The organism is Mycobacterium sp. NPDC006124, from assembly GCF_040614235.1.
Lineage (GTDB): Bacteria > Actinomycetota > Actinomycetes > Mycobacteriales > Mycobacteriaceae > Mycobacterium.
Genome location: NZ_JBEXUA010000031.1, coordinates 1 through 12215, shown reverse-complemented (window position 1 = coordinate 12215; position 12215 = coordinate 1). Strand labels below are relative to the sequence as shown.

Below are 12215 nucleotides of genomic sequence, written 5' to 3'. Positions count from 1 at the left end.
TCGAAGAATCACGCGATGACCTTCATTCGATCGGCTACGACACGCCGGGGCTCGAGATTCGGCCCGGCTCGTACACCACTCTGCTGGACGCAACCTCGACCTACGCGTTGGCGGACGGCCCCAGAAGCACAATGTCGAGCGCGAGTGGATCTATACGGAGTACATCGTCCGCGGACGGACGCTTCCGGAGCTCGCTCGTGACCAAGGCGTAGGTGCATCGACAATTGCTCGGTGGGCAAGAGCGCACGGTATCCCATTGCGGCCCCGTGGCGGTACAAGAAAGGCAGTCGGTTAATTGTCCCTGTGGACCAACACTGCTCGCCGGTTCTCGCTAGCCGAGCGATTCACACCGAACTGGCAGATCGCGGCGACGGAGTTGGCCGCAAAGTCATAGCGGCACATGCAGTTTCGAACGAGATGCCGAGGCGGTTGCACCACTGTGCGAAGTGTCCCGGGTAAGCACCGGGGACCCACGACGATGGTCCTCGACAGGATGCTCACGACGATTCCTCGCCCTCCCAGCCTGCAAGCTCGGCATCGGGTAAAGGCTCGTCAAAGTCCACGGGTACGGACAGATTCGGCAGTTGCCCAAACGTCCGTTGGGCGGGGGTGGTGGGCACGAAGCCGAGGCGTTCGGGCTCGAACTCGACGTCACGGCCGCTGTCGGCGCCGAGGAGTACCGACATGGGGGCATCTTCACCCGACAACGCATCGGCCAGGATCGCACGGACTTCGGCTTCGACGGAGCGACGGTGACGCGCGGCACGCTCTCGGAGTGCAGCCATAGTCCCCTCGGGGAGTTCGCGGATCACGAGCGTCTCCACACGAGCGACGGTATCAGCCGAAGCCGGGCTCCGGATTTTGTCGCTCCAGCGCCCGCCAGATTCGTGCCCAAACTGGTCCGCATTGAGCCGTCCACATCCACTCCAAATCAAACGACGCCGCGCGCAGAATCTCCGAGTCGGGCCGACCGGTCTCCGCGATGGCCGGTGCTTCCTCGCCGAAAGGTGTTCATCATCAATGAAATTCGCCTGCGCGTTGCCAAGCTGCCTGGGTCTCGATCCAAGTTCCATCTGTTTGCCGCTTGCGCTGCCATTCGAGGCGGACGAGTTCGGCGGCCCGAGCGATGTGCTGGGCGTGCATATCGAGGAGGTGGTCCTCAAGAGCTGCGGTTTCGCGGCGGTGCTTATCGAAGCGACGACGTTCCACTGCTGTCAAGTGGCTGTAGCAGTGTTGCGCAAACTCGCCGGAGCCGAGATACACGGCTGAGTTACTGCACGCCCGTTGTGCTTTGGTGGCCGACTTACACGATGGTTTCGGAGCCTTCAGCTCGGTGCCGTCGTCAATCGGTGCTGCGTCGTCCATCAGGGTGTCGAATAGCGATGCTGCGGGCTCGCGTGGGCGGATCTTGCGGGCTCCAGATCTGACGGCGGCATGGTGACGGGCGAAGACTGCCTTCGGTCGCGAGAAGTAGTCGCTCCACGCGGCCTCCAGTTGAGCCTGCTGGTTCAACAGACTCGCCGCGCGAAACGCTGACCGTGCCGTGTGCTGAATCGCGCCGAGTCCGCTGATTAGTTCATCGAGGTTGAGACTGACGTCCTTCTGTACGTCACTGGCGACCAGGAGACACTCCAGGAGCACCAGGCATAGCTGATCCATTACCTCAATGCCGTGAGGGGTCGCGAACTCCGAAGTTCTTGCGGCTTCCAGGTCCGACACCAGGCCTAATGTACTACTAGTAGGGCAGACATTATTTGCGGACACCACTTTCCTGTCTGCGTGCCGACTCGTCCCAGTCAGAACGACCCGCAGCGGGTTGCCGAGTGGGAGCGGCTAAGGCAGATGGTGGGTCAGAACATCCGTGATGCACGAACTGAGCAGGGGATGTCGCAGGAAACCCTGGCCCTACTATCGGGTGTGACGCGGAACGTTTTGATCGATGTCGAACACGGTCGGCGCGGCCTGCTGTACGAACGCATCTACGATCTTGCTAGTGCATTGCAGGTGCCGATCGATCGCCTACTAGCTGGAGAGCAGGGACGAGGCTAGCGCTCGGAGCGCAGAAGACTCGCTGAGAAGCAACGACTGACTGAACGTAGGTCAACAGATTCAAGAAGCAATCTGTGCTACTGATCTTGAGGGATGGAACGCGGTGCGCCGGCATCAACGGGGCAAGTCGGTGTCAATTCAACACGGGTACTGCCCGCGTCCTGGTCGGCTCGGGCAGAGACTGTCTCGCCAAGAGCTTCGCGCCGGTGCGAATATCGATCCCTTGCGGTGCGCCGTTCGGCGTTGAGGCTGGCACGGTTGAATACGGAAGCCAGATGCGTGTATTGCGCATCGAGAAGATGGTCGCCGGGTACCTCCTTTGCAATCACCTGGTGAGGCTCTCCGCGAATCCGCATCGTCACATTATCGGCGCATCCCTCGCCGGGGGCGTAGTGATTGCCCTGCGGCGGGGTGGACCAGGACTTATGAGGGACCGCGGCCGTCCGACTGGGCTGCCTTGGTACGGGGCGCGCGAGGATGAGGGGCGGTACTGGCCGCGCTCGGTGAGGGACACGATCTACCGTCTCTTACCCGACTCAGTCGGAGTCCGCCGATAAGATTCCTCCCACAGACACCCCTCGCTGCTGGCGGTGTGATCAGGCCACTGGGGGAAAGTATGACGACCGCTTCGAGGAACAGCAGTCTCCAGGCTGCTCGTGAAACGAAGAACGATGAGTTCTACACGCAGTGGGCCGACATCGAGCGCGAGGTCAACGCCTACCTCGAATTCGACCCCGACGTGTTCCGGGACAAGGTCGTCCTGCTGCCGTGTGACGACCCGGAGTGGTCCAACTTCGCGAAGTTCTTCGCGCTGCACTTCGTCGACTTCGGCCTGAAGAAGCTCATCTCGACGTCGTACGCGCCCGACAGCAACCCGAACCTCGCCTGCTACACCCCAACCCTGTTCGAGTTGGACGACCCGAAGTTCGACGAGACCAAGACCCACACGAACGGTAAGAAATTCGTCCTCGAGTCCAAGGACATCAACGGCGACGGCATCGTCAACATCGATGACCTGCAGTGGGAGTACCTCGACGGAGACGGCGACTTCCGCAGCAGGGAGGTCACAGCCCTGCGTAACGAGGCCGACTTCGTCATCACCAATCCACCGTTCAGTCTCTTTCGCCAGTTCATGACCTGGGTCATCGGCGGCGGTCGGAGGTTCTCGGTGATCGGCAACAACAACGCCATCACGTACAACGAGGTGTTCCCGCACATCAAGTCGAACGAGCTGTGGAAGGGCGCGACCGCGAACAGCACCGACATGGTGTTCGGAGTCCCGAAGGGTGCGAAGGTGTCCGACGCAGACCGGTTGAAGGCAGAGAAACTCGGCTACCCGTCAGATGACGACCGGGACTACACACGGCTCGGTAACTCGTGCTGGTTCACGAACATCGACCACGGCCGCCGTCACGAACCGCTGCAACTCATGACCACGGCCGACAACATCAAGTTCAGCAAGCATAAGGAAGTCCGAGGCGTCGGCTACCCCACCTACGACAACTTCCCGGCGATCGAAGTACCATTCGTGGACGCGATTCCCAGTGACCACGCCGGGATGATGGGCGTTCCGATCACATTCCTCGATAAGTACAACCCTGACCAGTTCGAGATCGTCGGCAGCAGCGAGGGCGACTACCCGCAGACGAAGACCTACGGTCCGAAGGAGCGCGTAGTCGACGGCGTGCGGATGAAGTCGAACACCGGGTCCTTCGGCTGCTTCGTTCGAACCGAGTCATTCGGCCCTGGGACGTATTTCGATGTGGGCTACCCCGTGAAGCGCATCTACAAGCGCATCTTCATCCGCCGGAAGGACGCCTCGTGAAGACCGAGTTGAAGCATTACACGGTCGAGAATGTCCTAGAAGGGTTCGTCTACAACGAGCTCGAAGGCAAGGGCCTGTTCGGGCTCGACGGGAAGCTCGTCATCCAGCCGGAGTACCAGCGCAACTACATCTACAACGACGGCAAGCGGGACGTCGCGGTAATCGACTCGCTGCTCAAGGGGTACCCGCTCGGGCTGATCTACTTCAACGTGGAGGGCGAGACGTTGGAGGTGCTGGACGGGCAACAGCGCATCACCAGCTTCGGCCGCTTCGTCACTGGCAAGTTCGCCATCAAGGTCGGCGGCAAAGAGCAGACCTTCTCCTCGCTCCCCAAGGACAGCCAGCGCAAGATCCTCGACACCCCGCTCGACATCTACGAGTGCGAGGGCACCGAGGACGAGATCAAGGCATGGTTCCAGACCATCAACATCGCCGGCGTCCCGCTCAACAAGCAGGAGCTGCTTAACGCGATCTACTCCGGCCCGTTCATCACGAGGGCCAAGGCCGAGTACAGCAACTCGAACAACGCGAACATGCAGAAGTGGCGGTCCTACGTCAACGGCGATCCCAAGCGGCAGCAGGTCCTCGAGGAGGCGCTGGATTGGGTCGCGTCCTCGCAGAGCCTGACCATCGACGCCTACCTCGCCCAGCACCGCCTGGACCAGGACATCGCCCAGCTGAAGACCTACTTCACCTCAGTCATCGACTGGGCAGGAAGCGTCTTCACTCGTCCGCCGGACAAGGAGATGTGCGGCCTCGAATGGGGCCGGCTCTACGAGGCGCATCACGGGACCTCCTACAGCGCAACGAAGTTCGAGGCCCGCGTCAATGAGCTGCGCGCCGACCCCGCGGTGCATAGCAGCAAGGGGATCTACGAATACCTGCTCGACGGGGAGACGAAGCCCCAGCTGCTCGACATCCGCCTGTTCGACGCGAAGGACAAGCGCGTCGCCTACGAGCAGCAGACGAAGAAGGCCGAGGCCACCGGTGAGTCGAACTGCCCGCTGTGCGCCATCGGCGGGGATAGCAACAAGACCCGGATCTACAAGCTGAACGAGATGGACGCAGACCACGTGACCGCCTGGTCCAAGGGTGGCTCGACGAGCCTGTCCAACCTGACCATGCTCTGCGTGCCCCACAACCGCGCCAAGGGCAACCGGTAGTGCCGAAGGGTGACAGCCTGCCGACTGTGTGGGTGAGGCCTCCGCACACCAAGGCCAAGCACGACATCCTCACGCGATACCTCGGCGCATGGTTCGGCATCTTCGGGACGAGCAGGCACCACCCGCGGGTCAACGTGCTGGACGGTTTCGCAGGACCGGGCCGCTACGACGACGACGAACCCGGCTCGCCGGTCCTGACTCTCAACACGCTGTTGGACCACCGGTCGTTCGCCGCCTTCGGTGACACCCTGTTCAACTTCATCTTCAATGAGCGGGACGGCGAGAGGTTCGCGTCGCTGCAGGAGGTCCTTGCCGACGTCGAGGTGGGCCGCACCCCCTGGCCGAGGACGGTGCGGATCCACGAGCGCAACAAGAACTTTCAGGAGTTGGCGCGTGAGCTGCTGGACTCCATCCCCGCGGGGAATCAGCTGGCACCGACGTTCGCGTTCGTCGACCCGTTCGGCTACAAAGACGTCCCGATTGCCCTGATCCGGGACCTGGTCAGCCACCCGTCGTGCGAGCTTTTTATCTACTTCGACTTCAACAGCGTCAACCGGTTCGCGAACGCGGGCAACGTCGACCCGCACTTCACGGCGCTCTTCGGGTGCGACGAGTACAAGAACGCCCCGCCAGCTGACCAGGGTCGCGGCCAGTTCATCCACGACCTCTACGAGAGGCAGCTGCGCCAGGAGTGCGACTTCGCCCACGTGTGCAGCTTCGAGATGGTCAACCAGAGCGGTCACACCGGCAGCTACCTCTTCTTCTGCACGCGCGACGACCAGGCCTACGACAAGATGAAGGAGGCGATGTGGAAGCTGGCTCCCGGTGGGGGCTACAGGTTCGATGACCGTCTCGCAGGCCAACAGGTTCTCTTCGATGACGAGGCCAACACCGGACCGCTCCAGGACGAGCTGGCACAGCACTTCGCTGGCCAGACGGTGCCGTTCGAGGAAGTCCGCCGGTACGTCGTCAGGAAGACTCCGTTCCACAGCGGTCAGGTGAAGGTTAAGACCCTCAAGCCGATGCAGACCGCCGGGCGCATCTCGTCGCCCAACCAGAAGAAGAAGGGAACCTTCCCCGACGGAACTCTTATCGAGTTCCCTGCTCTGAGCGACTGACGGTGGGCCAGGGTCAGAGTGCCGCCGCCAGTACCGGCATGTCGTCCCAGGTGCGGCCATCGAGCTCGCGGCCGTTGGCCTTCGGTGTTCGGCCGCCCCACTGCTTGAAGAAGAATGCCACATCGGCGTGGAGACACTGGTCGCGGATGTCTTCGACCCAGGCCGGATCCATCGGCCGTGCCCGCGGCCCGGACTCGCCGCCGGCGATCACCCAGTCGATGCCGTCCAGGTTCAGGTCCGGGAGCGATGTCAGGAGCGGTTCGCACGAGAGGAACCGGGTCGCGGCAGGGACGGCCCGCAGGTGTTCGATCCGGTCGACGACCCCGCTCGACTCGACCGAGACTCCCATCCAGAGGTTGTCGGGCCAGTCGAGCTTCTCGGCGATCCGCGCGGTCCGGTGGGCGCGCTTGGTGAGCACCTGGTAGGTGTGCTGCGGGGTCTCGCGGATCACGTCGAAGACGTCGCGGATGAACCCGAGCGGGACCTTGGCGTGGAACAGGTCGCTCATCGAGTTCACGAAGACGACCTTCGGGGTGCGCCATCGGTACGGCTGGGACAGCGAGCGGGGGTGGACCGTGATGCCGAAGCCGGGCCCGGACGTTCTGGGGTCGCCGTCGTTCTGGTACTTCTCGGCGCCCATCGCCTTGAGCCGCTTGGCCAGCGTCAACGCGTAGCAGTGGTCGCACCCGGCGGCCACGCGGTCGCACCCGGTCACGGGGTTCCAGGTGACCTCGGTCCATTCGATCGCGCTGTTCGTGGCCACAGAATCACCTCTCTCGTCTGCCTGAGCGTAGCGGTCGGTGAGCGTGCCACCCGTGTGCCTCTCGGCCCGCGGTTGGAAGCACCTACAGGGGAAGCGCTTCTCTAGCATTGTCGAGAGTAATGACAGGTGCCGACACCCGATTTAGTGCCAAATCTGCTCAGAACCGGTCGACGACCTTTGGTGCACGTATGCCTGGATGACCATGCCCGAAGTGATGCAGCACTGTTCAACCGTTGAGAAGGGGTCAATTTTCAACCGGCGTTGGCACCCTGCGCGGCCTCCGCCGCTCATGGACAAGATCGACGTCGTTGACGCGTTCTCCGTGGCACTTGATCCCAATCGTGCCGCGGCGGTCGGACGTGTCATGGCCGCCGTCTACATTGGCGGCCATGAAGAAGCTGAACGTCGCCCTCACCAACTGTCACGGTATTCGGGAGCTCAACGCGACGTTCGACTTCAGGCGCGGCAATGCCGTTGCGGTCTACGCGCCCAACGGCACGATGAAGACCTCCCTGGCGCACACGTTCAAGGACTTCGCAAAGGGGGGAGAGACCATCGACCACATGTTCCGCGATCGGGTGTCGCAGCGGAGCATCACCGACGAGGCCGGCACGGAGATCGACCCGGCGGACGTCGTCGTCGTGCTCTCCTATGACGAGGATCTCGGCCCGAGCAAGTCGACGTCGACCCTCCTCGTCAACGCCGAGCTGCGCAAGGAGTACGAGGCCCTGCAGACCGATCTGCGCGCTGCCCGCGCGGAACTGGTGGCTGCTCTGAAGGCGCAGTCGGGAACGAAGCAGGACGTGATCCAGACTGTCTCACAGGCGTTTATGCCCGAGGACGACAGATTCTTCGAAGCGCTCATGCGCACCAAGTACGAAGTCGACACCCTCGACGCGCCCCGGTTCTCGGACCTTCCGTACGACGTCCTGTTCAACGACAAGCTCGACGCGATTCTAAAGTCGAAGGACCTGCAATCTGAGTTGACGCAGTATGTGACGCGCTGGAACGAGCTACTGGACGAGTCCGCGTTCTTCAGCCGTGAGACGTTCAGCTACTACAACGCGGAGAACGTCACGAAGAGCCTGGGAGCCAACGGATTCTTCGCGGCCAATCACTCGCTGGTCCTCCAGGGACCAGCCCAGTCCCGCACCGTGACGAGCCCTAAGGAGTTCGAGGAGCTGGTAGCCGAGGAGAAGCAGCGGATCACCGATGATGAGGTGCTGCGCAAAAGGCTGAACCTCCTGGAGAAGGCACTGCAGCGCAATGAGAACACTCGGCAGTTCTTCGCCTACGTCTCCGAACACGTCGAGCTGCTCCCAGAGTTCGCGAACATCGACCTCTTTCGGCAGAAGGTGTGGCAGTCGTACCTGAAGTCGCACGAAGAGCTATTCACGCGCGTCGTCACCCTGTTCGCGAACAGCGAGGCACGCCAGAAGGAGATCGAGCAGGCGGCGGCGGCTGAGCGGACCCAATGGGAGAGGGTCATCGAGATCTTCAACGACCGATTCTTTGTGCCGTTCAGGCTCAGCGCCGAGAACAAGCACAAGGTCGCGTTGGGCCAGGAGGACGTCCTCAAGCTCGTCTTCAAGTTCGAGGAGGGCGATGAGTCGACGGACGTTGCGCGCGAGGAACTCCTCTCGGTGCTCAGCAACGGCGAGAAGAAAGCGCTCTATATCCTAAACGTGCTGTTCGAGATGGAAGCACGCAAAGCGTCCGGGCGCGAAACGCTGTTCGTCATCGACGACCTCGCAGACTCTTTCGACTACAAGAACAAGTACGCCATCATCCAGTACCTCAAGGAGATGGCCGAGCACACGAACTTCAAGCTCATCCTCCTGACTCATAACTTCGATTTCTTCCGGACTCTTCTGAGCCGTGGCGTCGTCACGTACAAGCAGTGCTTCATGGCCCAGAAGGGCGAAGCGAAGGTCGTTCTCAGCCAGGCTGAGCACGTGAACAACCCGTTTATCCGGGCGTTCAAGCTGAACTTTTTCAGCGACGGAATGCAGAGGGTGGCGTCGATCCCGTTCGTCAGGAACATCCTTGAGTACACGAAGGGCACCGACGACCCGGACTACATGAGGCTCACGTCGTTGCTGCACTGGAAGCAGGATTCGCTGGGTATCACGAATGGAGATCTCGACCGCATCTTCAAGGAGACGTTCCCCGGCTACGAATCTCAGGCGTGGGACGCGCCGAGTGATCCGGTGGTCGACCTCATTTACGCTCAGGCCGACTGTGCGCTGCAGGCCGACGAGGGCGTCAACTTCGAGAACAAGATCGTGCTGTCGATCGCGACGCGTTTACAGGCGGAGAAGTTCATGGTCGGGGAGCTGAACGACCAGTCCTTCACGGACGCAATCGACGGGAATCAGACGGCGGTTCTCTTTAACTCATTCAAGAACCGCAGTTGCGGGACACCGGAGTCGACGGCGACCCTCGACACCGTGGTCCTCATGACCCCCGAGAACATTCACGTGAACTCATTTATGTACGAGCCGATCATCGACATGTCGGACGTCGCTTTGCGAAGTCTGTACGCGCAGGTCAAGACCCTCTGACCTTCATGAGCGCGCAGGCGATGTTCGATTTTACCCGAGGGCTGGGTGAGGTGCCAGAAATGCGGCTGCGCCGCAGCATTCACACCGCGCCTACGGTGGACTCGGTCTGGGATCTTCAGTCTCAGGTAAGCGCCGTATCTCGAAACGGATGGCCACCACCCGTACCGTGAACCACCCTGGGCTGATGCACACTACTGTTGAGCAGGGCGCTCATGACTCCGACCAGTTAGATGACTGATGCAAAAGCTGACAGCGCACGAGCACCCGCTGAGGAAGATTTTCTCGAGTGATTTCGAGTTCAAGATTCCGGAGTACCAGCGGCCGTATCGGTGGGGCACTGACCAGGCACTCCAACTTCTGGACGATCTTGAGGAGACGATGGGTCGTGGCGGTGATGAGCCGTATTTCCTGGGCTCGCTCGTCCTTGTCGAGCAGGACGACGAATCTTTCGACGTAATCGATGGTCAGCAGCGCCTAACGACACTCACCTTGCTCTTCTCAGTACTGAGGGATCTCGTCGAGGGGGACGAGTTCGCTCGCAATCTGAGTGCGAGGATCCTGGACCCCGGCAACGAGCTCGACGGCATTCCGTCGCGTCCGCGACTCAGCTTGCGTGAACAGGACGCTCCGTTCTTTCGCAAGTATGTGCAGGAGCCAGGTCACGTTGACACACTCGTCGCTCTCACTGACGCCGCGGCCGCGACGGAGCCGCAACGCGCAATTCGCGACAACGCTGCAGCCTATTGGGCGCGCTTGAGTGACTGGTCGGACGACCGTCGTCGAGCCTTGGCGACACTCGCGAGTACCCGAACCTATCTCGTTGTTGTCAGCACACCGAGCCTCGACAGTGCCTACCGGATCTTCAGTGTCATGAATGCGCGCGGTCTTGACCTCACGCCGGCTGACATCTTCAAGTCACGAGTCATCGGCCAGGTCGCCAACCGCGGCGACTACTCCAAGCGCTGGGAGGCGGCCGAAGAAGCACTCGGAAGTGACGCTTTTACCGAGCTTTTTCGCGACATCCGGACGGTAGTGAGTGGGGACCGCGCTCGCCGCGAACTACTCGTTGAGTTCCCAGGTCAGGTTCTCGATCCATATATCGAGAGCGGTGCTGCTGCAGACTTTGTGGACAACCTGCTCCTGCCCTACGCCAAAGCGTTTGAGCGGACCATTGCCTTCGACTTCGGGCCCGGGGATAAGTGGAAGCCCGTCAACCAGTGGCTCAAGAGGCTGGACATGGTCGACAACAAGGATTGGCGACCTTGCGCGTTGTGGGCAATGGTGGAGCACGCGGACGACCCGGGGTTCCTCACCGCATTCCTGAAACGTCTGGAACGGATTGCAGCGAGCTTCTTGTTACGTCAGGCCTACGCGACTCCGCGAATCGTGCACTATCTAGCGCTTCTCAACCAGCTCAAGTCCGGGGCAGGGCTCGAAGCCCCTGCCTTCAACCTCAGCGATGATGAACGTGTGCTCTCGATGACTGCACTGGAGGGAGACATCTACCGGATGCAGGCACGGCGGGCGCGCTACGTGCTGTTGCGTTTGGATGAGTTGCTCGCGAAGGATCCCGGGGCGACTTACGACCACAAGATCATCTCGATCGAACACGTCCTCCCTCAGAATCCGAAGGACTCGAGCCAATGGCGTGTGGACTTCACCGACGAGCAACGCGCTGAACTCACTCACAAGCTAGGAAATCTGCTGTTGCTGAACCATCGGAAGAATTCGCAGGCGAACAACTATGACTACGCGGCGAAGAAGGACAAGTACTTCAAAACATCGACCGGATCAGCGGTATTCGCATTAACCACCCAGGTCCTGGAACTGCCCTCTTGGACCCCTTCGGTCATTGAGAAGCGTCAGCAGGAGCTCACCGCCATCCTGGCCAAGGAATGGGAGCTGATCTAAGACATAGAGTGCGGCCGATCGGTGGCACCGCACAATTTACCTAGTGGTCCCGCTACCTCGGCGCCGCCCTAGCGATTCGGCAGCGCACCGGCAAGGTGCAGATGAAGACTTTCCTCGCCGTCTACGAGGCGTCTGTGACGTCACTGCGAGAAACGATCAGCGCGAAGGACTTCGATGCGATGTGGATCGAGGGGGCCGCGCCCTCGACCGACGAGATGATCGCGTACGCCCAACGCCGTCGCGGCAAGCGCAAGCGCCCGACGAGCGGCTGGGCCGCGCTGAAGCCCTCCGAGCGCGAAGTCGTACGACTGGTTAGCGAAGGACTCGTGAACAAGGACATCGCGACACGGCTGTTCGTCTCCCCGCGGACCGTCCAGAACCACCTCACGCACGTATACACGAAGCTGGGTGTGACCTCGCGCGTCCAACTCGTTCGGGAAGCGGTGCGACGCGACTGAGGGGTCACGCCGGCGTCAGAAGCACTGAAAACCACAGCCCGCATTAGCCATTCGGATCGGCTATAGCCGGACCGGATCGCCTGCGTAGATCACCAGCCTCGCAGCTGAAGAAAATGACACGAAGTTGAGACGAAACCCCGATGAGACGACGTGAGACAATTTGCGTCATCGCAGTTCAGAGCGTCGCGAGATGACACGGAAGTTGGGAACCTACAGCCGCTGTCGATTCTCAAAATACGTGTCACTTTCTCAAACGGACTGTCATCCATGGTTGCGTCCAGCAGAGTGGTGTACGAGCCGGGCCGAATCTCGAGCCCCGGCGTGTCGTAGCCGATCGAATGAAGGTCATCGCGTGATTCTTCGA

The 12215-nt window shown here is 61.2% G+C and carries 8 protein-coding genes and 2 pseudogenes; 7 read left to right on the top strand and 3 right to left on the bottom strand.

Annotated elements, in window-relative coordinates; all coding sequences use genetic code 11:
- Nucleotides 1-605 precede the first annotated feature (605 nt).
- Nucleotides 606-824 (bottom strand): annotated as a pseudogene (locus tag ABZ195_RS28390) (Arc family DNA-binding protein); the annotation flags it as partial.
- A 193-nt stretch (nucleotides 825-1017) separates the two neighbouring features.
- Nucleotides 1018-1719, bottom strand: coding sequence for a hypothetical protein (locus tag ABZ195_RS28385; protein ID WP_355223220.1), 702 nt, complete (start codon nucleotides 1717-1719; stop codon nucleotides 1018-1020).
- Nucleotides 1720-1779: 60 nt separating this feature from the next.
- Here ABZ195_RS28385 and ABZ195_RS28380 point away from each other — a divergent pair, with 60 nt between their 5' ends.
- The 4 genes from ABZ195_RS28380 to ABZ195_RS28365 all read left to right on the top strand — a co-directional run bounded on the left by ABZ195_RS28380 (nucleotide 1780) and on the right by ABZ195_RS28365 (nucleotide 6155).
- Nucleotides 1780-2049 (top strand): helix-turn-helix transcriptional regulator, encoded by a 270-nt coding sequence (locus tag ABZ195_RS28380; protein ID WP_355223219.1) that lies wholly within the window; start codon nucleotides 1780-1782, stop codon nucleotides 2047-2049.
- Between the two features lie 616 nt (nucleotides 2050-2665).
- Entirely contained in the window at nucleotides 2666-3874 is a 1209-nt protein-coding gene (locus ABZ195_RS28375; protein ID WP_355223218.1) for an adenine-specific methyltransferase EcoRI family protein, read from the top strand.
- Nucleotides 3871-5037, top strand: a complete 1167-nt coding sequence (locus ABZ195_RS28370) for a DUF262 domain-containing protein (RefSeq protein WP_355223217.1) — start codon at nucleotides 3871-3873, stop codon at nucleotides 5035-5037. Before ABZ195_RS28375 ends, ABZ195_RS28370 begins: the two co-directional genes overlap by 4 nt.
- Before the next feature lie 32 nt (nucleotides 5038-5069).
- Nucleotides 5070-6155, top strand: coding sequence for a three-Cys-motif partner protein TcmP (locus tag ABZ195_RS28365; protein ID WP_355223216.1), 1086 nt, complete (start codon nucleotides 5070-5072; stop codon nucleotides 6153-6155).
- A gap of 13 nt (nucleotides 6156-6168) precedes the next feature.
- On the opposite strand, the gene ABZ195_RS28360 is transcribed toward ABZ195_RS28365, so the two are convergent.
- Complete coding sequence (locus ABZ195_RS28360; RefSeq protein ID WP_355223215.1) at nucleotides 6169-6918, bottom strand: phage Gp37/Gp68 family protein; 750 nt, start codon at nucleotides 6916-6918, stop codon at nucleotides 6169-6171.
- Between the two features lie 389 nt (nucleotides 6919-7307).
- Here ABZ195_RS28360 and ABZ195_RS28355 point away from each other — a divergent pair, with 389 nt between their 5' ends.
- The 3 genes and pseudogenes from ABZ195_RS28355 to ABZ195_RS28345 form a co-directional block, all read left to right on the top strand.
- Nucleotides 7308-9482 (top strand): phage infection protein, encoded by a 2175-nt coding sequence (locus ABZ195_RS28355; protein WP_355223214.1) that lies wholly within the window; start codon nucleotides 7308-7310, stop codon nucleotides 9480-9482.
- A 237-nt stretch (nucleotides 9483-9719) separates the two neighbouring features.
- Complete coding sequence (locus ABZ195_RS28350) at nucleotides 9720-11393, top strand: DUF262 domain-containing HNH endonuclease family protein (RefSeq protein WP_355223213.1); 1674 nt, start codon at nucleotides 9720-9722, stop codon at nucleotides 11391-11393.
- A gap of 59 nt (nucleotides 11394-11452) precedes the next feature.
- Nucleotides 11453-11851 (top strand): annotated as a pseudogene (locus ABZ195_RS28345) (helix-turn-helix transcriptional regulator); the annotation flags it as partial.
- Between the last annotated feature and the right edge of the window lie 364 nt (nucleotides 11852-12215).

Coding starts and splice junctions, on each gene's coding strand:
- ABZ195_RS28350 (WP_355223213.1), top strand. CDS start 9,720: ATGCAAAAGCTGACAGCGCACGAGCACCCGCTGAGGAAGATTTTCTCG.
- ABZ195_RS28375 (WP_355223218.1), top strand. CDS start 2,666: ATGACGACCGCTTCGAGGAACAGCAGTCTCCAGGCTGCTCGTGAAACG.
- ABZ195_RS28355 (WP_355223214.1), top strand. CDS start 7,308: ATGAAGAAGCTGAACGTCGCCCTCACCAACTGTCACGGTATTCGGGAG.